Annotated in this window: 17 protein-coding genes and 3 pseudogenes; 14 read left to right on the forward strand and 6 right to left on the reverse strand. The window is 68.6% G+C overall.

The features are described from left to right. Positions 1 to 85: 85 nt before the first annotated feature. From ACIQPQ_RS37145 to ACIQPQ_RS37160, 4 genes and pseudogenes are all read right to left on the reverse strand, one after another. Entirely contained in the window at positions 86 to 721 is a 636-nt protein-coding gene (locus tag ACIQPQ_RS37145; RefSeq protein WP_401313248.1) for a hypothetical protein, read from the reverse strand. A gap of 76 nt (positions 722 to 797) precedes the next feature. Further along, positions 798 to 1,007, reverse strand: a pseudogene (locus ACIQPQ_RS37150) (DDE-type integrase/transposase/recombinase); the annotation flags it as partial. Continuing rightward, positions 1,004 to 1,405 carry an IS3 family transposase gene (locus tag ACIQPQ_RS37155; protein ID WP_401313251.1) on the reverse strand — a complete coding sequence of 134 codons (402 nt, stop codon included), beginning with the start codon at positions 1,403 to 1,405 and terminating at the stop codon, positions 1,004 to 1,006. The gene ACIQPQ_RS37155 and the pseudogene ACIQPQ_RS37150, both read right to left, overlap by 4 nt. Positions 1,406 to 1,425: 20 nt before the next feature. Continuing rightward, positions 1,426 to 1,716 (reverse strand): transposase, encoded by a 291-nt coding sequence (locus ACIQPQ_RS37160; RefSeq protein WP_401313254.1) that lies wholly within the window; start codon positions 1,714 to 1,716, stop codon positions 1,426 to 1,428. Between the two features lie 171 nt (positions 1,717 to 1,887). Between ACIQPQ_RS37160 and ACIQPQ_RS37165 the strand changes: the two are divergent. Continuing rightward, a pseudogene (locus ACIQPQ_RS37165) lies at positions 1,888 to 2,088 on the forward strand (transposase); the annotation flags it as partial. Positions 2,089 to 2,238: 150 nt separating this feature from the next. On the opposite strand, the gene ACIQPQ_RS37170 reads toward ACIQPQ_RS37165, so the two are convergent. After that, the gene (locus ACIQPQ_RS37170) at positions 2,239 to 2,457 is read right to left on the reverse strand and encodes a hypothetical protein (RefSeq protein WP_401313257.1); all 219 of its coding nucleotides are present in this window, start codon (positions 2,455 to 2,457) and stop codon (positions 2,239 to 2,241) included. A 363-nt stretch (positions 2,458 to 2,820) separates the two neighbouring features. On the opposite strand from ACIQPQ_RS37170, the gene ACIQPQ_RS37175 reads away from it, so the two are divergent. Continuing rightward, positions 2,821 to 3,651 carry an IS5 family transposase gene (locus tag ACIQPQ_RS37175; protein WP_401313260.1) on the forward strand — a complete coding sequence of 277 codons (831 nt, stop codon included), beginning with the start codon at positions 2,821 to 2,823 and terminating at the stop codon, positions 3,649 to 3,651. Here the strand turns inward: ACIQPQ_RS37175 and ACIQPQ_RS37180 are convergent. Beyond that, positions 3,569 to 4,135, reverse strand: coding sequence for a hypothetical protein (locus tag ACIQPQ_RS37180; protein ID WP_401313263.1), 567 nt, complete (start codon positions 4,133 to 4,135; stop codon positions 3,569 to 3,571). The two genes, ACIQPQ_RS37175 and ACIQPQ_RS37180, sit on opposite strands and share 83 nt — an antisense overlap. Before the next feature lie 779 nt (positions 4,136 to 4,914). On the opposite strand from ACIQPQ_RS37180, the gene ACIQPQ_RS37185 reads away from it, so the two are divergent. The 12 genes and pseudogenes from ACIQPQ_RS37185 to ACIQPQ_RS37240 all read left to right on the forward strand — a co-directional run bounded on the left by ACIQPQ_RS37185 (position 4,915) and on the right by ACIQPQ_RS37240 (position 22,627). Then, positions 4,915 to 6,051 (forward strand): nucleoid-associated protein, encoded by a 1,137-nt coding sequence (locus ACIQPQ_RS37185; RefSeq protein WP_401313266.1) that lies wholly within the window; start codon positions 4,915 to 4,917, stop codon positions 6,049 to 6,051. Beyond that, entirely contained in the window at positions 6,035 to 7,036 is a 1,002-nt protein-coding gene (locus tag ACIQPQ_RS37190) for a hypothetical protein (RefSeq protein WP_401313269.1), read from the forward strand. The genes ACIQPQ_RS37185 and ACIQPQ_RS37190 overlap by 17 nt, the downstream gene beginning before the upstream one ends. A 47-nt stretch (positions 7,037 to 7,083) precedes the next feature. Next, positions 7,084 to 7,668 carry a hypothetical protein gene (locus tag ACIQPQ_RS37195; RefSeq protein WP_401313271.1) on the forward strand — a complete coding sequence of 195 codons (585 nt, stop codon included), beginning with the start codon at positions 7,084 to 7,086 and terminating at the stop codon, positions 7,666 to 7,668. A 233-nt stretch (positions 7,669 to 7,901) separates the two neighbouring features. Continuing rightward, a complete protein-coding gene (locus tag ACIQPQ_RS37200) occupies positions 7,902 to 10,280 on the forward strand; it encodes a Helicase associated domain protein (protein WP_401313308.1) in 2,379 nt (792 codons plus the stop codon). Positions 10,281 to 11,170: 890 nt separating this feature from the next. After that, positions 11,171 to 12,805: a DUF2397 family protein gene (locus ACIQPQ_RS37205; RefSeq protein WP_401313274.1), complete on the forward strand. Its 1,635-nt coding sequence runs from the start codon at positions 11,171 to 11,173 to the stop codon at positions 12,803 to 12,805. Then, the gene (locus ACIQPQ_RS37210; RefSeq protein ID WP_401313277.1) at positions 12,802 to 14,157 is read left to right on the forward strand and encodes a DUF2398 family protein; all 1,356 of its coding nucleotides are present in this window, start codon (positions 12,802 to 12,804) and stop codon (positions 14,155 to 14,157) included. Before ACIQPQ_RS37205 ends, ACIQPQ_RS37210 begins: the two co-directional genes overlap by 4 nt. Beyond that, positions 14,154 to 18,380, forward strand: coding sequence for an SbcC/MukB-like Walker B domain-containing protein (locus ACIQPQ_RS37215; RefSeq protein ID WP_401313280.1), 4,227 nt, complete (start codon positions 14,154 to 14,156; stop codon positions 18,378 to 18,380). The genes ACIQPQ_RS37210 and ACIQPQ_RS37215 overlap by 4 nt, the downstream gene beginning before the upstream one ends. Continuing rightward, on the forward strand, positions 18,377 to 19,651 hold the full coding sequence (locus ACIQPQ_RS37220) for a DUF2399 domain-containing protein (protein WP_401313283.1): 1,275 nt from the start codon (positions 18,377 to 18,379) through the stop codon (positions 19,649 to 19,651). Before ACIQPQ_RS37215 ends, ACIQPQ_RS37220 begins: the two co-directional genes overlap by 4 nt. Before the next feature lie 191 nt (positions 19,652 to 19,842). Next, entirely contained in the window at positions 19,843 to 20,670 is an 828-nt protein-coding gene (locus ACIQPQ_RS37225) for a hypothetical protein (RefSeq protein ID WP_401313286.1), read from the forward strand. A gap of 139 nt (positions 20,671 to 20,809) precedes the next feature. Further along, positions 20,810 to 20,992 (forward strand): annotated as a pseudogene (locus tag ACIQPQ_RS37230) (ATP-binding protein); the annotation flags it as partial. Positions 20,993 to 21,185: 193 nt separating this feature from the next. Beyond that, positions 21,186 to 22,358, forward strand: coding sequence for an IS3 family transposase (locus ACIQPQ_RS37235; RefSeq protein ID WP_401313289.1), 1,173 nt, complete (start codon positions 21,186 to 21,188; stop codon positions 22,356 to 22,358). Positions 22,359 to 22,387: 29 nt separating this feature from the next. Continuing rightward, positions 22,388 to 22,627, forward strand: coding sequence for a hypothetical protein (locus ACIQPQ_RS37240; protein WP_401313291.1), 240 nt, complete (start codon positions 22,388 to 22,390; stop codon positions 22,625 to 22,627). Positions 22,628 to 23,054 lie beyond the last annotated feature (427 nt).

The following is a 23,054-nucleotide window of genomic DNA, read 5'->3' on the forward strand; positions in this document are numbered from 1 at the left end:
ACCGAGGCAGGTCTCTTGTCACCAGTGGCTGCCGGGTGCTTCAACATGCGGAGGGGAGTGTCGGTGCGGTTGCTGCCTCAAGGCTTCAGCGGTCCGTGTCGGCGGGCTGTTCCTCGGCTTGGGGCACAGTGGTCGGTTCCGGCGCGTCAGGGGCGCTGTAGTAAACCGAGGTGCCCTGCTTGCTCCGTTGAGCCTGACTCTTGGCCACGAGTCCTTCGAGGGTGATCCGTACGACCTTGGTCTTGATGTCGCGTTCGGGATGGGCCTGGCCGAGCACGGTGGAAATTTCCGTAGCGGAGCGCGGTTCGCTCTGCTCGGTAAGGTGGCGGCGGATGAGTTCCACCAAGGTGGTCTGGGCCGTCTTCGTGGCGGCCACCGCCTTGGGCGTGACCTTCTTGGCCGTCGGGTCTGCCTGTGCGGCGGCGGTCTTCTTTGCCCTTTGCCTGCCGCGAGGGCTGGCGTCGGCACCCTTTCGGGGGGAGGACACGGTCGCGCTCGCGAGGGTCGCTGCAGGCTCGGCCGGTGACTCCGTGATACCGAGTGCCTGCTGCATGTTCACCAGCACAGTGTGGTCCTGTTGCAGGGCGGTCAGCTGCTCCTGCAGGGTGGCTATTTCCGCCCCGATGCGTTCCTGTTCCTTGAGATTGTGCTTGAGGTCGCCGGTCACCTGGGTGATGTACTGGGATGTCAGTCCCGTGGCGACAGCTGTGCTCTCGGACATGGTGCTGGCCTTTCCTCGGTGTACGGCGCCGGCCCATGGACCGCGTCACTCCCAGCCTGCGGCAGGCGCGGGCGAACTTCCGGGACGTGTACTCGCTGCCGCGGTCCGAATGGAAGATCACGCCACGGACGTCACCGCCGCGGGTGGCCGCGGCCATATTCAGCGCGGCCACGACCAGGTCCGCGTCGTGACGGTCGCCCATCGCGTAGCCGAGCAGGCGCCGGGAGAACAAGTCGATGACCGTGGCGAGGTAGAGCTTTCCCTCCTCGGTGACGATCTCCGTCATGTCGCCCGCCCAGACAAGATCAGGCTCCTCGGCGGTGAAGTCCCGCTGGACGAAGTCGGGTGCGGCCGGCCGCTTGCCCGCCTGGTCAGCCCGTTTCGGCGTTTCACCACCCGGGCGACGAGGCCGAGTTCGGCCATCAGCTTCGCGACGGTGTTCACCGAGATGCGCCAGCCCTTGCGGACCAGCAGGATGAAGATCTTCGGTGATCCGTAGGTGCCGCCGGACTCGGTGAAGATCTCCCTGATCTCGTCGGCAAGTTGTTGCCTGCGCAGTTCACGCCCGGTGGGCCGCCGACCGCGCCACTTGTAAAACCACGACTCGCTCACGCCCAGGGCGCGGCACGAGACGGTGTGCGGGATGTTGTGCCCGGTCCTGTGGTCGCTGATCACCCTGGCCACGGCGGCCGGGTCCGCCGCAGCTACTTCACCCACAGGACCATGCAGCGTTTGAGGACATCGCGCTCCATCCCCAACTCCTTGTTCTCCTTCTTCAGCGCCGCGTTCTCCGCTGTCAGCCGGGCGATCAGCGCGTCCTGGTCCTCCGGCGTGGCCTTCTCCGCCCGCTTCGCCCGCGAGACCCAGCTCGCCAGGGTCGTCTCGTTGATCCCCAGGTCCTCCGCGACCTCGGGGACCGGCTTCCCGGTCTCCGTCACGATGCGTACCGCCCCCTCACGAAACTCCGCCGTGAACTTCCGACGCTTCTCCGCCATGACACTCAACTTCCCCTGCTGTCACGGCTCCACGCTACGAGGGGAACCTCACCTCGAGGGCTCCCCGGCTGCTGGTTGAGGTGCGCGCGCCTTGTGTGATCGCTGATGACCGAGATGACATCGGGGTGGCCCTCGGACCGACGGCATGCTGTGCGAAACGAGGAGGGTCAAGTGAGCAAGCAGTCTGGCTGCGTACGGTGCGGCATCGGTACGGGCAAGGGCCATCACTCGGCGGTGGTCGATGAGACCGGGGCAACCCTCTGGTCGAAGAGGATCGACAACGACGAATCGACGATCCTGGCCTCGCGGGAAGAGATCCTGGAGTCGGCCGACGAGGTCCGCTGGGCGGTGGACATCTCCTGGACGTCCTCCTGCTCGCGGTCCACTGCCAGTCGGCGAGGAGACGCCAGGCTGTTGGTGTCAAAGCGACGGGGCCGAACACCTCTGCCTGGTCCAGCAGTACGCCCCGCCCGCAGCTGAGGGCAAGCGCGACAGCCCTTGGCCGGGGTGGATGGCTCCGCACTACAACGGCAGGCGTTCGAGGGCCTCTTGGAGGTGGGGCTCACGCAGGGCGCGGGCGAGTCGGACCTGCTGGTGCTCGGCCAGGGGCAGTGGGCCGCGAAGCAGCGCCCACCAGTCGGCGTCCCTCAGAGCGTGTCGGTCGATGCGTTCCTGAGGCACGCGTACTCCCAGTTCCAGACGGTCGGTGACTTCGGCGGGCACGTCGAGGAGACGCGCCATGGACTGGGCCTCCGTATCCGGATCGGCTCCGTAGTCGTGTCAGGGCCGACGGGCTCGGCGCGGGCGACAGCCTGCCGCAGCGGGTGACTGAGTGCGTTGTGGCAAACCGGATCTCGTTCGAAGCCTGCGGTGCGGGTGATCGCTCGGACAGGGATGCCCATGTGGTTGTGGGCATGAAGAAACGGGCCCCTTGGTAGTGACGTGGTTGTTGAGGCCGGTCACGAGCAAGGAGACCCGTTGTCTGACGAGTTGACCATCCCTGCTGTGCTCGCGTCCACCACGGTCACCCCTGGGTGTGACTGCTACGTGCACAGGTTCGGTTCGATCGCTCCGGTATGGCGGGCTCGGTGCTATCCGAGTGACATGACGGATGCGGAGTGGGCCGAGGTCCGCTCCGCGATGCCGGTATCGGCCTGGCTGCTCAAGCGGGGCGGACGGCCGGAAGCGTACTGCCACCGCGAGATACTTGACGCTGTGCGCTACCTGGTCGACAACGGCGTGAAGTGGATGGCCATGCCGGTCGACTTCCCGTACTGGCGGGCGGTCTACGACTTCTTCTGCCGCTGGCGGGCCTGCGACTACGTGCGTGAACTGCACGAACGCCTGCGCCGCACGGCGAGGGAACGCGCAGGCCGCAACACCGAGCCCAGCGCGGGAATCATCGACAGTCAGTCGGTGGACGCCTCCGAGACCGTCGGCGAGGACAGTCGCGGATACGACGGCGGCAAGTCACGTGACGGGCGCAAGCGCCACATCCTGACCGATACCGAGGGCCTGCTCCTGGAGGTGACCGTGACCACGGCCGATGTGCACGGCTCCAAGGCCGCCCCCGCACTGCTGGAGACGTATCCGGCCCAGCCGGGCCGGCTGCTGAAGCTGGTGTGGGTCGACAGCGCCTACCAGGGCCCCGCACTGGCCGAGGCGTTCGCCCGTCACGGGGTGCGCGTCGAGGTCGTGCGCCGCTTGGACGGACAACGCGGATTTGTCGTACTGGCCCGCAGGTGGGTGGTGGAGCGCACTCTGAGCTGGCTCTCCCGCTCACGCCGCCTCAACCGCGACCACGAACGCCGCCCCGACCACCACGCCCAGATGGTGTGGTGGGCCGCCGTGATCAGGCTGTCGAGGCGCCTGGCCGGGGACGCTCCGCGCTGGCCGGAGAAGCGCCCCGGCCGACTGCTGAAGGCGCGGGCATGAACCGCCCGTCCTTCGCCCGCACCAGCCAGCCCCGCCTCTCCAGCACGTAGGCACGGTGCCGGATCTTCTCCACCTCGTTCTTGATCTCCGCCTCCCGGCCCACCGCCCGCGTCAGCTCCACCCCGTTCACCGGCCCCGAAGCGGCCACCACCGCGGCGAACACCTCCCGGTACAGGCCGCTGAGCACCTCCTCGCCCATGCCCGACCGCCACACCTGCGGCCTCTCGCCATGCCCCGCGCCGGGGCCGCTCTGTCCCACGGAGGCAGCCATCGCACCACCAGACCGCACGGAGACCGGCGTATTGACCGGGCTCTCCCCGGCCAGCACCGACACGAGCTCCTCACTCCCCACCCGGGCCCGCTCGACCCGCTCCCGCGCGGCATCCACCTCCGCCTGAGCCTGCTCCAGGACCTCTGTCCAGGACTCCAGATCCTGCCCCGCCCGCGCCTCACGCTGTTCCATCAACCCCAGCACCGACGGCATCGCACCCTCCTCGATCCACAACAAGCCGTCGGCTGCCTGCCCCTACCCCTCCGCGATCATGCCCCGGACACGAAGAAGTCCCTGCTCATCGAACAGGGACTCCCTTTGCCACAACGCACTGATGCCCCGACTGTCAGGCGCAGCCGCGCGGGCGGCGATGACGAACTGAGGGCTGCCTCGACGTTGCTGGCACAGTCGATGCGGCCGGCAGCGACACACCGTCATATTCATCCGTGGCCGTAGCATCGAACTGCGCTGCCGCAGAGCGGAATGGGCGGCACACATGCATTCCTCCCGGAGCAACACCGACCGTCACGGTGCATCGTAGGGTTGCATGTGGCTGACTTTCGGCCGCGTTTCGAGAGCACCGGGTCCTTGGCCGGCAGCTGACGCATCCCCAGGGACAAACAGCCCGGTGCACCTCGTGCGCGAGCCACAACAGGCCAGCCCACGGCGGCCTTTCCACCCCTTGTCGTACAACTGTCGGCCCGGTTCTCACGCCGTCCTGTCCACGCACGTTCCTGTCGGAACAACTCAAGCACCACACACAAAACAGGCCACGTGAATGCGACTTGGGGGACACGAGGTGTTATCAGCCACTACGCTCCCTCATGACAGAGCGTGAGCAACGCGGCCGGGGGGAGCCTGCCGTGCACGGCGCTCCCGTACGGGGATGCCCTCAACGGGCGCCTCTTCTCCGCAGCGACCCGTCCGGGGGCTGCATCTACGGCCTTCCCCGGTGCCCCCGACGGGGCACGGGGCCACACACCGAGGTAGAGATGCGTACGAATTTTGGTGAACTCGTCATCGAGCAGGCCATCGTGCATTCGGTACCCACGCGGACGAAGAAGGACTCCGGGGACTACACGGTCGAACTCAGCGACGAGGCCAGCCAGCTGACGGACAAAGTCCAAAGCGCGCTGGAAAAACGCCTGATCGGGATCCTGAAAGGTCATGCCCTGTCAGTGACAGAGGATCCTGAGCTCAAGTCCCCTCTCCCGGACTGGGCGCGGGGCTTCATGACGGGAGAGGAAGACTTTGTAGAGACCTCCTGTCAACTGGCCCGGCATCTTCAGGACGCACAGACGGGCTCGGCCTCCAGCGGGCTGCTGGTGGTCGCTCAGGTCAAGCTCGCCCGGCAGCGCGGCCTGCTTCTGATCAAGCTGGAGCCGGAGAGCGGAATACAGGCCCGACGTGTCGGGGAAGAGGGAAAGCGGACCTTTGACGTCCAGTTCTACGCCGACCTCCTGCTCACCCAGAAGGCCAACGTGTTCAAACTGGCCCTCTTCACCGCCGATGGCGTCGAGGCGGACCTGCTGCAGGGATGGGCGGCCGACCGGCAGCGCAGCCAGCAACGCATCTCAGGGTTCTTCCTGCGCACATTCCTGGGCTGCACATTCACGGAAGACCCGGCCGAGGTGACCGGGAGGTTCCACGATGTGGCACTCAAGTGGGTGAACAGCCGCCTGAGTGAGCCCGAGGACGCTCAAGCCCGCATCGACTACACCATGGCGATTCTCTCCGAACTCAACAGCGCGCCGGGCACCATCACCCCTCGAACGTTCACCGACCTGCACCTGAAAGGGGATCACAGGAGGGAGTTCCTCACTCACCTCTCCGAGAACGGCATCCCCGACCGGACCTTCGTCAAGGACACCCAACAGATCGACCCGCGCCTGCAGAAGATCCGGGTCGATTTCGCTAGCGGTGCCTTCCTTGTTGCCCCCCTGGACGTCATCGAAGAGACCGTCACCTTCGAAACCCTGGACGACGGACGGACCATGGCCACCGTGACAGGCGAAGTCACCAACACCCAGGGATGGGCGCCGCCTGGAGGACGCAGCAGGAAGAAGACTCCGGCTCCGCAGACGACAGACGCCGACGCCCTGGAAGACAGCCGTGACGCTGACGGTTAATGAGGCCTTCCACCGCTACCGTGCGGAGGAACCCCGCATCGAAGAGGCCGCCCGGTGCACTGCCGACCACATACGCCGACGCGCCGCCCGCGCCCGGTTCGACTGTGTCGTCGCTCAGCGCACCAAAGGCGTAGGCCGATACGTCGCAAAGATCCACCGCAAGGGCTACACCGATCCCTGGAACGACGTCACCGACAAGGTGGGTGTGCGGATGACCGTCCGACACCCGGAGTTGTACGATCCGGCCCTTTCCCTGGTCAAAGAAGCCTTCGACGTCAGCGACGACGTTGTCCAGGACTACCGTCTCATGCTGCCGGGACGTGAGGAACGCTTCGAGTATCCCCGGCTCCACGTCCAGGTACCGGCCATCGGCGGCTTCACGGACCCGGACGGCCAACCGTACGAGTGCGAGATACAGATCCGCACCCCCATCGTCGACGTCTGGGCCAACGACTACCACGACCTCGCCTACAAGCCGCCCGGCAACCTGCAGATCCCCTCCGATGTCAGTCGCCCGCTGTACCGTGCACTTGCCCTGATAGAGCTGTATGAGGCAGAGATCGGTCGGGTGATGGAGGCGCTGGAGCGGCACCCCGAATTCACCCGCGGCAACAAGCTCTTCGCGGGGACGGAGGGCATCTATCGCACGTTCGCCCACCACTCCTTTGACAGAGAACTCTCCCACGAGGTCATCGAAGTACTCCAGCGGGCGATCCCTGATGACATAAACGACTACAACTACCGACTGACGGAGTTCGCCGAAGCGCGACGCGGAGAACTGACCCGTGCCTACGTCCAGTTCGGCCCGACCAGCGACCACTTCCTCGAGGATGGACGATTCATCCTGGCCTCGCAGCCGGAAAGCCTCATCATCTTCGAGCGCCTCGATTTCGACAGTTTCACCCTGCGGGACCTGTGGGACGAGGGTCCGTTTGCCGACACCATGCTCTACGACATGGCAGAAATCTGGGGGATAGATCTGTGACCCGACCACCGCAGCCTGAGCCGTCCGCGGTCGTTGCCGCCACCGCCATGTTCGTCGAAGTCCTCGTCGTCGGCATCGGCTTTCTCACCGCACTGGGCATCCTGGCAGCCGCCATCGCCGGCCCCGACAACAGCAGTCGGCTGGCTCCCGTGGCCAGCACGCCTCTCGCGGCTGGTGCGGCCCTTGCGTTCGCCTACGCTGTGGGGATCCTGATCGACCGGGCTGCAGACACCGCCCTCACCCCCGCACGCCGCAGGCTGCGCGCCCAGTCCTTCCCCTCCTCCACCGCCTACGCCCAGGCACGCCTCAAACTCGCTGAGATTCCGGCCCTGACCGCCCGGGCCGACTACGCGCGCTCCCGCCTGAGGATCTGCCGCGGCTGGGTCCTCAACAGCATCCTGCTCACTCTGGCCATCGACCTCGCACTGGGACGATACTCCGTCGAGCACCGGCCCCTGCTCCTTGTCACGGCCACCATTCTCGGAGTCCTGGCCACTGTCGGCTTCTACCTGTCGTGGCACACCATCACTGCCACCGGCTACCGCAAACTGGCCGCGCAGACCACGTCCACTGTCACGCAGACCGTGCCCTCCCAGCCCCCAGCCCCGGCACCCGCGCCCCAGGCACCCTGACCATCGGCCCGCCACCCCGGACGGCCGCGTCGTAGGGGAGGGACAGCCGTGACGGCGGAGGAGGACTGACAGAATCGGATGACGCTTCCTGCCACCGGCCTGCCACGCACCGCCTGGAGACTCCCTTGGACCCGGCCCCGGCGGCTGTTCCGCAGCCGCTCACCGCTCAAGACCTGCACAGCCTGGGGCTGGATCCGCCCTTACCGCGCGGGCGGCGGCGCAAACCTCTACCTCTGCACGAGGACCAGCAAGAGGCTCTCCGTAAGATCCTCAAGCATCTCCACAGGCCCGGCACCCGCGGCCTGTACGTCGCCGCGACCGGCACGGGCAAGACCCTCGTAGCCAGCCGAGCCGCTCATCAGCTGGCGCGCCGTCTCCTATTCGTCGTCCCCACCCTCGACCTCGCGGCACAGACCGCCCTGGCCCTGCGCCGCGACGGTCACCGAGAGCCTCTCGTCATCGTTTCCTCCATGGACGCGGCCGCCCACGACGCCCTGGTCCAGGCGTGCATCGGCTCCGTCACCGACTACCGCCTCCTGGCCTCCCTCCTCGCCGCCGTCGGCGCGGGACCTGACGCGCTGCCCGGTCTGACGGCGGTGTGCACCTACGACTCCCTCGACAAGATCGAGAACACCCAGCACACCTCCCACCACGTTCCCGCCTTCGACCTCGCGGTCATGGACGAAGCTCACCGGATCGCTGGCCGGGCCGACAAGAAATGGGCCGCGGTCCACGACGCCACACGCATCCGCGCCGACCGCCGCCTCTACATGACCGCCACCCCGCGCATCTTTGCCGCACCCGACCTGGCCGAGTCTGCGGACCTCTCCCGCCCCCGTGGTCGCCTGCCCGCAGCAGGGGAGGGGAGCGACGCCCGAGCCAACTCCATGGACAACCCCGCCGTCTACGGCAAGAAGATCTTCGAATACACCCTCGCTCAAGCCATCGACGACGACCGGGTCGCCGACTACCGCATCATCGTCCCCACCCTCACCGACGACGACCTTCGCAGACGTCTCAACCTGCCCGCCCCCGGCACCACCGCGGATCAACAGCCCGCCACCGACGAGGCACTGCGAACCACTGCCCTGCACCTGGCTGTCCTCAAAGCCATGACCACCCACCAGCAGCGGCGCGTCCTGGTCTACTTCAACCTGGTCGAAGACGCCAAACGCTTCGCCCGCGAACTACCCCACACCCTGCGCCGCCTGCGTTCCCAGGCCCCCGACCTGTGCCCCGACATCAGCCCCGACGTCTTCTTCGTCCACGGCGACATGCCCTCCGCGCAACGCGCAGACACCTTCGCCAGGTTCGCGGCCTCACCACGGGCTGTCCTGGCCAACGCCAAAGTCATCGCCGAAGGCGTCGACATCCCCAGCGTCGACGCGATTGTCTTCGCCGACCCCACCCGCAGCGTCATCCGCTGCGTCCAGGCCCTCGGCCGCGCCCTGCGTTTGTCCGTCAGCGGCAAGATCGCCAGCCTCGTCGTTCCCGTCTACATCCCGCCGGGCACCGACCCCACCGACATCCTCGGCACCGCCTACGAACCGGTCTGGGCCATCAGCACCGCCCTCGCCAGCCACGACCACCGCATCCTCGAGCGTCTCCCCGACAAGGCCAACCGCCTGCCCAAAGAGATCAGCGGCCTCATCCAGCACCGCTGGCACTTCGACTTCACCGTTCACCCCGAGCGCATCGCCCGCGCCCTCGACTTCACCTCCTTCAACCCCCACGACACGGCCCTCTCCCGCTCCCGCCTCGCCGGACTTGCTGCAGCCCAGGCCTACCACGACATCCACCATCACCTTGACGTCCCCGCCGACTACACCGACTCCTACGGCTACGTCCTCGGCACCTTCATCACCACCATGCGCGACGCCCACACCACCGGCCGCCTCGACGCCGACTGGATCACCGAACTCGACGCCCTGGACATGATCTGGGACAAGCACGACGCCGCATGGCGTGCACGCCTCGCCGCAGCCGCCGACTACCTGCGCACCCACAACCACCTCGCCGCCCCCGCCACCACACCCACCGGGGCCTGGCTCGCCGAACAGCGTCACCTCGCCGGCAAAAACCAACTCGACCCCACCCGCGCCGCCGCCCTCACCCAACTCGACCCCGACTGGCGCCTGCCCCACGGCGCCGACTGGCACCGCAAATACCACCTGCTGCGCGCACACCTCGCCGAGGGCACCGACCCGGCCGCCCTGTCCCGTGACACTCTCCTCGGCGGCGTGAACATCGGTTCCTGGCTCCACCGTCAGCTCACCACCTGGCCCACCCTCCGCCCCGGCCAGCAGCAGCTGATGACATCCCTCGGACTGACCCCTGAGAACAACCCGCTGACCCCGGCCCGCCGCACCCGCCGCACCTTCGAGCAGACTGCCCAACTCCTGGAACTCTTCCTCCACCGCGAAGGTCGCGCTCCCACCGCACGCGAAGCCATCCGCGTGGACGACGAGACGGTCAAGATCGGCGCCTGGCTCGCCAAAGCCCGCACCAAGCACCGTGCCGGCCACCTCCCGGACGCGCATGTCCGGCTGGTCGCCGCGCTCTTCGACGGCGACTGGACGGCCGAAGACGCTGCCCCTGCCGTCGTTGTGTAGGGCTGTCCGCCGCCCGGATATGCCCCCAGGGCAGGCAACATTCGGCGCCGACGGACACCTTGAATCCCGTACCGCAGCACCAGTGCTGAAGAGCGGGAACGGTCCGGTCGCCCACCACGGTTGGTGTGCCCGCACCTGCCGGTGCGGTGGCCTTATCCTCAGTGGGATCCTCGGTGGCCCGGTCGACCAGGAGACAGACGCCGTCCGCGTCCACCGGGTACGTGCCACGCTTGACGTTCACCTCGTCCTCTCTGGCGGTCCCGGCGTACACCTTGCGCTCCAGTACAACCAGCCGCATCTTCAGGCAGTCCTCTTCGACTCCGGCCCAGCGTCATCAGGACGGGCCGAGGTGGCTGTGAAGAACACGCCAGGAGGGGTCCCTTCAAGAGTCCCCTCGGCCGCCAGGGTCTTCAGGCAGCCCCGGACGTCTCCATGTGGGCACCCCGGCGTACGACTGCGCTGCCGTGCCGGACGGGTAACGAACCCACCGGAAAGTCGAACGCTTTATCGAATTATTGGAATGCGGAAGGCGAGCACGCAGGGCACTCTCATCGCTTGGAGCCTCACCCCTCAACATGGCTGAACTCTTTCCGCTGGCCTTGAAGAAGAGGACGGCCACTCCACCCGCCCATACTCCGTTTCGCGGCCTGTCTGACGCCCGCCACTGCGACCGTCGTCGCAGCTCAAGCCGTCATCCGTGAGATGAGGCAGGACAGCTGACCGCAAGGAAATCTTGATCACTCCTGCCTCGGAGAAGTGATGCATTCACGTCACACACGGTGTGACAGAGGCTCCTTGAATGTACGTTTTCCACGGGCATTGTCAGTGGGGGCGTCTACCTTCCGAAGGAGCTTGGGGACAAGCGCCCTTGGCGTCATGAAGGGGGAACGGTGTCGCCGGAAGAAGAGAAACCCGCAGCAGCGGACAGCGCGACCGACGCGCGTAAGGTCGTGGCATATCTGGTGCGGCCGGAGTCCAGCGAATACATCGCGATCATGGACGTGCTGGAGGGGTCGGTGACCGACCTGACAGCCGCCGAAGTCGCGACGGCACTGGCGGCTGCCGGAATGCGCCTGGACACACGCCTGGTGGAGACACGCCTGGGCGCACTGAAAGGCATGGGCGCGGTCTCGTTCCGGTCGGACACCAGCCACGCACGCCGATACGCCGAGATCCTGCCCCGGAACTGGCGCTACACCGCCAGCCCCGCTGGCCGGCGCGTCCAGCGTTTCTACCGCCAGGTCCTGGCGGGAACGGTCACCGCGCGGGAAATCCCGATCGCCTCGCTGAGCCGCATCGTGTCCCACCTTGAGCGACTCGCCGCGGCATTGGGCGAGAGCGAGCCCGATACCGCCCTTCTCGACGCCACTGTGCTGGACGCCGTGGGCTCCGTGTTCACCAGCCACGACGACCTCGACGCCGCCCTTGTCGGTGCCGAGGACGCCCTGATCACTCTCGCCGACCGCTTCGACCTGGATGAAGAAAACACCAACGATCTCAAGGGCCTGCTGGTTGACTATGCCACCCGCGTCGCAGCCGAACTCGACTCCGGCTCCGCACGGGCCGCCGCAGCACTCGCGGTGCTGCGGCCATGGTTCGGCCTGCTGGCCCAGGCGGCTGTCGATGCCTCCCAGGCCCGCGACCTCATCGCCGCGGGCGCCCTCAGCGCCTCCCGCGGCGGCCGCGCGGACGACTGGAACGGACTGTGCGCGTGGTTCGATGCCCGCACCGGACGGGCTGCACGCTTTTCGCTGCGCCTGGTGAGGGCGCTGCCGGGCATGCACGCCAACCTGCGCCGACTGCACTCCTCGGCAGGCACCGCCTCCACCCGCAGCCGCGCCCTGGCCCTGGCCCAGGCGGTGCTGACCCCGGAGATCGGGGTACAGATCTTCCAGGCCGCGGTTGGCGACCATGCCTGGCGCAAGCTCTACGGTCAGGCCGACGAAGACGACGACATGGGCCGCAACCCCTCCTGGCGGGGCGGACCTCAGGTGCCGGTGCCGACACTGCTGCGGACCGCCGGCCGGTCCGGGCCACGCGGCAGAGGCGCCGCACCACGCGACGACACCGCGGCCAAGACCGAGGTCGCCGAGGCCCGGGCACGCCGCCAAGCCGAACACCACAAGGCGCTCGCCGCGGTCCTGGCCGCACTTCCCGGGCAGCAACTGGACGAGGCTGCCGCCCGGACCGCGCTCGCCGCCCTGATGGCCGCCGCCCGCGCCGCCCCGACCGGACCCCGCCGCACCGGCACAAGCGGCGACCTCGCCTGCACACTCCTCCACACCAGCTCCGGTACCGGCATCCTGCACGCCCCCACCTGGCGGGTGCTCCTGCCCGGCCGCATACCCCTCTTCCACCGGCCCGGCCAGCGCCCTACCGCCGCAGCCCTGGCCGCCCTCGCGGACACCACGCCGACCGACGACCCCTCACCGCACGCAACCCTGCGCATCACCCCGCACACCGGCCCGCGCCCGCCCGACACCGACACATTTCCCCTCGTCGCCCGACAGGAGGGCGCGGCATGAGCAGAGACACAGACACCCCCGCACCGGCCCCGGCAACCCCTCCTTCCGCACAGCGGCGCAGAGCATGGCGCCCCGAGGCCGACGCCGAGACAGCCGCCCTCCTGCGCCGCCTGGCAGCCACCTGCTGGCTCATCGGCGGCCGCGACGACGAACTCATCGCCGCAGTACGCCGCAACGAGCATGCGCTGCGCTCCGCCGTCGCCCGGCTGGGATGGGTCCTGATCGTCGAACGCGACCTGGTGCGCCTGCGCAAGAGCCCGCCACCACGCCCCCAGGCATGGGCCGACCAAGGACCGAGCCCCGCCGCCTGCTCCTGGTTCTTCCTGCTGCTGGCCGCCGCCGAGTCGATGCCGCCGCGTACTGCCGTCGGACACCTGGTCACCCAGGCCCATGCCGCCGCTGCCGAGGCCGGACTGCCCGCCCACCACGACATCACGGAACGCCGCGCCATCCTGACCGCCCTGCACATGCTCGACGACCGCGGCGTGATCGAACGCCTCGACGGTGACCTCGATCGCTACCTCCACGACGAACAGGCACCCGTACTCCTGGCCGTCCACCACACCCGGCTGGCCTACGTCATCGCCAACCCCGGCAGCCTCGACCCGGCCGCCGACCCGCACGCATGGCTGGAACAGGCACAGCGCGAACCGGACGCCGCCCGCCGGATGCGCCGCGCGCTCGTGGACGACACCTGCCTGCACACCGCGCTGCTGGACGACACAGAGGCACAGTGGCTGAGCCAGCGCGTACGCGGCGACGACGGAGGCCCGCTGGCCGACGCCTTCGGACTCGTGCTGGAACGCCGCGCGGAGGGCGCCGCATTCGTCGTGCCCGACGAGGCCTTCCGCCACCTGAACGAACTCGGCCCGGTGCCCTTCCCCGCACCCGGGACCATCGCCCACGCCGCGCTCCTGCTGCTCGACCACGCCGCCCTGCACGGGAGCACCGACAACGCCCCCGGGCCAGGCTGGCGCGGTCTGACCGAGGAAGCGGTGGTGCAAGCACTGACGGCATTCGGCGCCGGCAACGCCTCCGGCCGCGGTGGCTGGAGCACCGAATATGTCCAAGACCCTGTCCTGCTCGCTGACGAAGTCCGCGACCTGCTCACCGGCACCCACCTGGCCCGGCTGACCCCCGCCGTCCACTCAGCCGACGGCAGGACGGCTTCCTTGTGGTGGTTCGCCCCTACCGCCGGCCGGTGGGCGGAGGAAGGCACCGCCCAGCCCAAAACCGCCCGCACTCGTGGACGCCGCGGCACACCGGCACCACAGAGCCCCCCGGCCTCCCCGCAGCAGGGCCTGTTCAGCACGATCGAGACCGGCAAGAACCCGGAGGAACACCCTGCATGAGCGACATCCTCGACCTGGACTTCGCGCTGCCCCCGGCGCCCGTACCGTCGGGCAACACCGGCCGCTTCGGCGGCCGCTGGCGGCTGGTGGGCGCCGGGCTGTCGAACGTGTGGCGCTACGGCGACCTGGACCTGCCCGCCGCATCGGGCCGGCTGCTGCTGCGCGGCCCCAACGGAACCGGCAAGACCACCGCGCTGGAAGCCCTGTGGCCCTATCTGCTCGATCTGAACGCAGCCAAGCTCGCCGCCGGCAAGGCACGCCCCACCACGCTGAAACTCCTGATGAGCGACGGCGCCCCCGCCAAGGGCCGCCGGTACGGCTATCTGTGGCTGACGTTCGCCGCCCCGGCCGGCGAACCGGCATCGAACACGCCGGACGGCACAGCCGACGGCATCGTCAGTTTCGGTGTGCGGCTGCAGTACTCGCCCAGCTCCACCCCCGCCGTCAGGGTCGTCCCCTTCACCGTGCCCGGCCGGCCGCTGAAAGACCTGGCGCTGCGCGGCCCCCGCAACAGCGCCCTGGAACACGAGGAGTTCTCCGACACCGTCGAGGCCGCCGGCGGACGGGTCTTCGCCGAACCCGAGGACTACATCGAAGAGCTGGCCGCCCGCATCTGGTCCACCACCTCCGGCGAACTGAGGCTTCTCGCCTCACGGCTACGGGAAGTGCGCAATCCCACCCTGCTGGGCGACGTCTCCCCGGCCGCAGCCGCCGACGCCCTGCGCCAGTCCCTGCCCGGCGTGGCCGAGGACGTGCTCACCGCCACCGCCGAGGCCCTCGCCGAATCCGACACCACCCGCGACGCGTTCCAACGCGACGAGCACGCCGCCACCCTCCTTGAGGAGTTCGCCCGCGTATGGACCGGGCATGCCGTCGACGTCACCCGCACCGCCCACACCGCCGCACGCCACGCCCACAACGATGCCAGCACCCGCAAACGCCACGTCCAGCAGTGCACCGGCCTGCTGGAAAAGGCCAGCGCCGAAGCCGCCCAGGCCGCAGGAGACGTCCAACGGCTCGAGGAGGCCCACCAGAAGGCCCAGGCCGCCGTCCGTGCCATCGAAATCAGCGACGTCTTCCGCTCCTACGGGCGCGTCGTCGACCTGCGTAAACGGCTCCACGCCGAACAACGCGCCGCATCCAGCAGCTACGACAGCCTGCATACCGCCGCTCAGCAGGCCCGCACCCAGACCAGCACTGGCCAGGACGCCCTCGACGACATCATCGGTGACCTCGCAGAAACCATGGCCCGTGCCGAGACGGCCGGTTCTCCGCCGGTGGCCCTGGAGAGCCTGCTCGCCCATCACCCCCGCGCCCGCGTCACCCGTCCGGTCGCCGACCGCATTGCCGACCCGGGCCCAGGTATCACCCTCACCCACGACCATGAGGGCCTCGACCAGCTTGCCGCCACGTGGAGGGCCCGAGGCCACGAACACCGTTCCACGGCCGACCGGGCCACGCTGGTCCTGCGCGACCACGAGCCCGTCGCGGCGGCCGAAGAAACAGCCGCGACCGCACACCGCACGGCAGCAGGCGCCGAGAGCGCCTACGACGAAGCCAGCCAGGCCCACGACCGCGCCACCGCGGCGGCCCGCTCGGCAGCCCGCCAGGCCCTCGCCGAGGTGATGCGGTGGGCACCCGAACATCCCACTCTGCGGGGCCTGCACGACGAAGCCACCCTGGACGGGGACGAGCCGACGGTGTGGGACACCGACGACGTCGACTCCCTCATCCACGCCGAACCCGCCGCAGTCCGCAACCGACTCAACACCTGGGCCGACCAAGCCCTCCGCACCGGCGAAACCCTCGCAGCCGGTCACGAGAGCGCAGCCCAACACCACCTCGCCACCGCAGCAAGCCACGCCGCCACCGCCGCTCAGCACCGCACCGAAGCCCGCCACCTGCGCTCGGGACAGCTTCTGCCACTGCCGCGCCCCGACTGGGCCGGGCCGGGCGAGGACGACACCGCGTTCGGCAGCCTGCTCGAATGGCACCCCGCCCTCGACGACGCCGACGACCACAAGGCCCTGCTGGAGCTGGCCCTCGCCAGCGCCGGAATCCTCGGCGCCCACCTGCACAACGGCGGCGTCACCACCCACACCTGGCACATCACCCCCACAGGGGCCGTCCAAGAGCACAACCTGACCGCCGCCCTCACCACCGCCCCCGGCCACCCGCACGCCGGCATCGCCCACGCCGTCCTGCAGCGCATCGCCCTGGCCGACACCGCCGCCGACCGCCGGGACGCACCAGCGCTCGTCATCGGCCGCGACGGCACCTTCACCGCAGGCCCCCTCACCGCCGACCCCGCCACCGCCCTGCGCGACGCCGACCACCAGATCCCCGCCGCCTCACACATCGGAGCCCGAACCCGCCTGGCCCGGGCACAAGCCAGGGCCGACGAACTCGACGCCACCGCCCAGGAACTCGAGACCAGCGCCGCCAACGAACGCCGGCTCGCCGACGAACGCCGCCAGCAACGCGACGCCCTCCGCGCCGAAGGACGCAGCTTCCCCCCACGGGACGAGCTGACCACCGCCGAGGCCGAACGTTCCCGCACCGCGAAGACAGCCCATGAACGCCACCGCACCGCACGGACCCTGCGCCAGCGGGCCGATGACACCGCCGCCGAACACACCCGCCTGCGCACCGCCTGGCAGACCCGCGCCCGCAGCCTGGGACTGCCTGCCGACCCCGCCGGCCTGGCCCAGCTGATCGACACGAGCCAGGCATCCGTCCAGCAGCTGAACGGCTGCGCAATCCAGCTGGCCACCCGGCTGCTGCCCCGCATCCAGCGCATCGTGCAGACCCTGCCCGCCGAAGCCGCCCTCACCGAGCACCTCGCCGAACTCCAGCACACCGCCCAGGACATGCACATCACCGTGCTCGAAACCCAGGCAGAACTCACCGAAGCCCAGTCCCACGGCGACGCCGACGACGCGGCACGCCGCTACGAGCAGGCCACCGCACAGACCAAGGACCTCCACCAGCAGCTCAAACACGGCACAGAGCAGACCCTCGCCGCCGAAAAACACCTCAGCACCTGCGAAAGCAACCTCACCGCCGCCCAAGAACGCCTCAACGAATCCCTCCCCCTGCAGAAAACCACCCGGGCACACCTGACCGCCCTGCTCTCCTGGCCGCCACTCGCCCAGGCCCTCGGCGTCGACCCCAGCCTCCCCTCCCAGGACACCGCCACCCTCCTCACCTCCGTCGACGCCCTGCTCGCCCGCCGTCCCACCGCCTCCAAGAAGACCCTCGGCGAACGCTACGACGCCGTCCGCGCCGAACTCGCCCAGACCTGGACCATCGCCCGCGACGACCTGCCCGCCGGCATCGACCAACTCGACACCTTTGTCCTCACCCACGCCGAAACCCACCACGACCCCCTCACCGCAGCCCAACGCGCCCGCACCCTCGCCGACCGCGCCAAAGCCGCACTCGACGCCGCAGAAGCGGCAGCACTGCGCGACTTCGTCATCGGCCGCCTGCCCTCCGCCATCGGCACCGCATGGGCAGCCCTGACCGGCTGGAAGAAGACCGTCAACCGCAAAATGCGGGCAGCTCAGGCATCCTCCGGCGTCGGCGTACAGGTCCAGATCGAGCTGCGCAGCGACCTCGACGCCGCCACCCGCACCGTGCACGAACTGTCCTGCAAAGTCGGCGACGCCCTGCGCACCGATACGCAGAAGGAAGAAGTCGGCCAGGCACTGCAGTCCCTGCTGGCCGCCGCCGACGGCTCCACCATGAAAGAACGCCTCGCCACCGCCGTCGACATCCGCAACTGGGTCGAAGTCCGCTACCTCGTCGAACGCCCCGGCCCCGACGGCAGCCCAGTCACCGGCCAGTGGGGCTCGCGCACCGGCCTGTCCGGCGGCGAACGACGCCTGGTCGTCCTCGCCCCCATGCTCGCCGCCATCGCCGCCAGCTACGACCGCTTCACCCACACCGGCCTGCGCCTGGTCCCACTCGACGAAGTCCCCGCCGAAGTAGACGAACGAGGCCGCGAAGGCCTCGCCCGCTATCTCGCCGAACTCGACCTGGACATCCTGTGCACCTCCTACCTCTGGGACGGAGCACCCGGCGCCTGGGACGGCATCGACGCCCACGACCTCGAAGCCGGCACCGACGGCACCGTCGTCGCCTTCCCCATGCTCATCCGCACAGCCCAAGCCCTGCCCGGAGACACGGATACCGCACCCAAGGCCGGGGGAGCGGCATGAACTGCCCTCTGTGCGACGGAGCATGCGACGGAGCCGACCTGGCTCCGCTGCTCAACCCCGAACTCACCTGGCTGTGGCAGGCCCTGGCAACAGCAGCCGACCGCCGCGGAGACGAATCCCTCACCAGCGGACCCGCCGTGACCGTGACACTCCCCGCCGAACCGGCGCAACGAGCCGCCGCAGCCGGACTCATCGACGGACAGCTGGAACCGGGCCAAAACCGCCGCGTCAGCCTGGAACGACTGACAGCCGCCGTAGCCACCCGCGGCCCCCGCCTCACCCCCGGCGCCGTCGCAGCCCACGCCTCGAACCGACGACTGGCAGCAAACGCCCGCCGCCGCGCCCAGCAGACCGCCGCAGCCGACGTGATACGCACTCGACTCGAAAGAACAGCAGCCGACTTGCCCCGCCACGTCCGTGAACTCATCGGCCCCGATACCGTCTTCACCCGTCTGCGCACTCAGGGCTGGATCACCCGCCTGCTCAACGCACCGGATCCGTCCGCACTCCTCGGCCAGGCAGTGCAGGTCGTCACGCAACTACCGCCGCCCGGCCAGCGCATCGACCGACGCCTCCTGGTACCCGGAAACCCCCATGCACTCGACACGGGCGCACTGCCGGCACTGGTGCTGGCCCTGACCGGCTCCTCCGGCATCCCCGCGCGTTCGGGCTGGGCCCGCCTGGGAGTGGACTTCGACGACCTGCTCGGCGGACTCATCATCACCGGCATCACCCCCCGCGGCTGGCGGATCCCGCCCGGCGCGACCTACACCCTGCCGCCCCGAGAACTGGCCCGCATCGACTGGGAGCCGCCCGGCAGACCCGACCGGTGGGCCTTCGTCACCGAGAACCCGTCCGTGCTGGCCGCAGCCAGCAACCACCCCATAACCCAGGACAGTCCCGCGACACCGCGAGTGATCTGCACCGCCGGCACACCCTCGCAGCAGGAATGCGACGCCGTCGCAGCCTTGTCGGACGCAGGCTGGAACGTCGCCGTCCGAGCCGACTTCGACCAGGCCGGCCTCGCCCACGTACGCGCCCTCCTCGCTGCGGCACCAGCCGCGATCACGTGGCGGATGAGCACAGCCGACTATCTCGCAGCCGCTGTCACGGGCACCGACACTCTGCACCTGCAGGATGCCGACGCCCCTTGGGACGAGCACTTGGTACCCGCGATGCGCAAACACCGCGTACCGGCCTACGAGGAGGACCTTCTTCCCGCGCTGCTCGCGGACATAACGGCCGGCGCACCGGACTCCTGCCCTCCATGACATCCGGCAGTGGCTACTGAGGCTGAGCGTGGTGCCCACAGTGGTGTTGTGAACGAGCCCGCCGGGGCATCCGGACATCCCCCATGTGGCCTGCGGTTTTGCTGAGGTTAGGGTGACAAGGTCAAAAGCTAAAAGGAGGACCGCCGATCCGGCGGAACAGGCCCGTGCGCGGTGAGCAGGAGGTGAGCCGGATGGCTTCCAACAAGTACGGGGCCGTCTGCGCGGCCGACCACTGCTCCGTGTACGTACAGCCGGGTGCCGGTGTCCGCACCCGACTCAACGACCGCTGGCAGGTGTACTGCCCAGCTGACGCCCCTCAACTGGACTCGGCTGACGCAAGCAAACCGGAACTGGACGCGCCCCGGCCCGCAGGCCAGGTGGTCCAGGACGGCACGAACCGGTTTGCCGGACTGTGTGTGGAGTGTTCAGTGCCGGTCGCGGCCGGCGCCGGAGTGCTGGTCCCCTGCGAGGACGGCAAGCGGCGCGTCCAGTGCCCTACCTGTCAGGACGTTACCTTCCGGTGTGAACGCTGGAATGAAAAGGATCAGTTCGGAACCGATCCGTGGATTACAGACGTGATCCCGGCTGGGTGCGCATCGACGCTTCCGGTACGTGTGCTGGCCCTGACTCGCCCGTGCTGGAAGTGCGGCGAAGCCACCACCTGCATCGTCGGCTTGCATCCAGAGCGACCGTCCCCCGCTGAGGGCTCACCGAGAACCGTGGACGAGTCCTCTCGAGCCTGGGTCAAGGAACTGCTGCACGAGCAGGGATTCACCCGCCTGGCTGCTTCGATCAAGCCCCGGTGGAGCTCCACGCTCAGCCAGCTCTATCTGAGCAATGGCTGCTTGTACTGTGACGCCCTGCAAGGAGACTTCCCTCTGGAAGAAGAAGTCTCCGACCTTGTCAGAGACGGGGGAGTGGAAGCACTGGACACACTGTTTGTGACAGAGATTGCCTCGCCGCGGTGGCAGCGGGTCGTCCACGGCACGCGTGGCAGAGGCAGTGCCCTGCTGATATGACCAGGCCGGGACAGCCCAGCGGGGCCCTTGGTCGGATCGGCGCGGGTCACCGCTCCGCAGCGTCGAGTTGGTCGGTGATGGACGGCTCCGGCCGCCCGTAGTGCGCGGAGGCCGGAGATGTGGTTGGCTCCCAAGCGGGTCCAGTATCGCGATCGCCTCCAACGAGGTGTTCACCGGCTGGAGCAGGACCTTTACTGATCCACGGCTCTGCGCGGCGATCGTGGACCGGCTCGCCTTCAACGCCACCCTCATCGAGACCGGCACCGAGTCCTACCGCCTGGCCCGCTCCAAAACCAGGGCGGAACAGAAGGGCAGGCAGTAGTAGCGCACCCGATCAGCTTCGCCAGCCGATGCCATGGGACGATCTTCGCCGAGACGAGCAGGCGGAGGGGGCGGAGTTGCAGTACATCGTGCACGAGGACCCGGTCGGCCGGGCCGGGAACAACTACCTCGCCCAGGCCGATCTGAACCGTTCCGGGTTCGGTAGGGGCTCGATCATTTGAGAGGATCGAGTCATGGCACGTCCTTCCCAGTACCCGCTAGAGCTGCGCAAACGAGCTGTCCGCATGGTCGCCGAGGTGCGGCCGGAATACGACACCGAGTGGTCCGCGATGAAGGCCGTCGCGTCGAAACTCGGCATCGGCACGACCGAGACGCTGCGTAAGTGGGTGCGGCAGGACCAGATCGACGCCGGCGCCCGGCCGGAAGGCAGCAGCGTCTTTCTTCGCGGCCGAGCTCGACCGGCCACACACACGCTCGTAGCGTTCATCGACGAGCACAAGGGCCGCTTCGGCGGCGTCGAGCCGATCTGCCGGGTCCTCACCGACCACGACTGCAAGATCGCGCCCTCCACCTACTACGCACACCGCAAACGCCAGGACGCCCCCGCGGCCCGCACCGTCCGCGACACCGAACTGAAGCCCCTGATCAAGGAGGCGTACGACACCAACTACCGTGTCTACGGTGCCAGAAAGATCTGGCGCCACCTGAACCGACAAGGCCATTTCGTGGCCCGCTGCACCGTCGAACGCCTCATGCGCGAACTCGGCATCACCGGCGCCGTCCGCGGCAAGAAGGTGATCACCACGATCCCCGACCCCACCGCACCCAGGGCACCGGACCTGGTCGACCGCGACTTCGTCGCCGACGCACCGAACCGCTGCTGGGTCGCAGACTTCACCCACGTGGCGACCTGGACCGGCGTCGTCTACGTCGCCTTCGTCGTGGACACCTTCTCGCGCCGCATCGTCGGCTGGTCGGCCGCCACCACGAAGGAGACCCGGCTCGTCCTGGACGCGCTGGAGATGGCCTTGTGGCAACGCGACCGCGACGAACACCCCCACGTTCGAGGCGAGTTGATACATCACTCGGACGCCGGGTCGCAGTACACGTCGTTCAAGCTGGCCGACCATCTGGATGCCGCCGGCATCGCGGCGAGCATCGGCTTGGTCGGGGACGCCCTGGACAACGCCCTGATGGAATCGACGATCGGGCTCTACAAAACCGAGTTGATCAAGCCCCAGCGGCCGTGGCGAACGCTCTCCCAGGTCGAGCTCGCCACCGCCGAGTACATCGACTGGTACAACCACAGTCGACTCCACGGTGAGATAGGGCACATCCCGCCCATCGAGTGCGAAGCAAACCACTACCTCAGCACCACGAAACCCCAGGTCACACCCAACATCTGAGCTCTCTACGGAACCCGGAACGGTTCAATGTGGGCGTCACCGGGATCGATGCACCGCGCGAGGCGCGCTTGACCATTGCCGCAGACCCCGCCGAGACCCCCGACTACGCAACTCTTCCAAGCCGGATTCGGGCCGCCCTCCGTGACTTCCACCTCACCCTCGGCCTGACCCAGGTCGGGGAACACGATGAGATCACCGACGGCTTGATCGACGAACTCCTTCTCGACGGGGAGCCCGTGCGTCTGGTCAAGCTGCAGCCGCGTACCTGATCGCAGCCTGGAGACCGGGCATCTCGAAGCGCTCGTGCGGGCGGCATCGGCGAGAAGTCCGAAGTGACGCGAAGATCAAAGCTGCGCCCTGGTTGAGGCAGCGGGGGAGGCACTCGCCCCAAAACCGGAAACACAGAAACTTTTCAACGAAGGAAGCAGCACACCGCCTGAGTAGCTAGCCAGCCCCGCGTGAGCGGGGCTTTGAGCTGGAGGCGGAGCCGGAAGCTCGGCGGGCAAGAGAGCGAAGCGATTTGCCCGCCCCCTGTCAGCGAAGATGACAGGGGGCGGGCTTTTTCGAAGCGAAGCGGAGAGAAAGCTAGCCTGGCGAAGCCAGGCCCGATCCGCAACGCGGATCGGTTCAACGCCCCCGCGAAGCGGGGGCGTTGCGCTGGGAGGCTGCGCAGCAGCCTCTTACCCGCTCCGCGGG

It is taken from the genome of Streptomyces sp. NPDC091281, assembly GCF_044757425.1.
Lineage (GTDB): Bacteria > Actinomycetota > Actinomycetes > Streptomycetales > Streptomycetaceae > Streptomyces.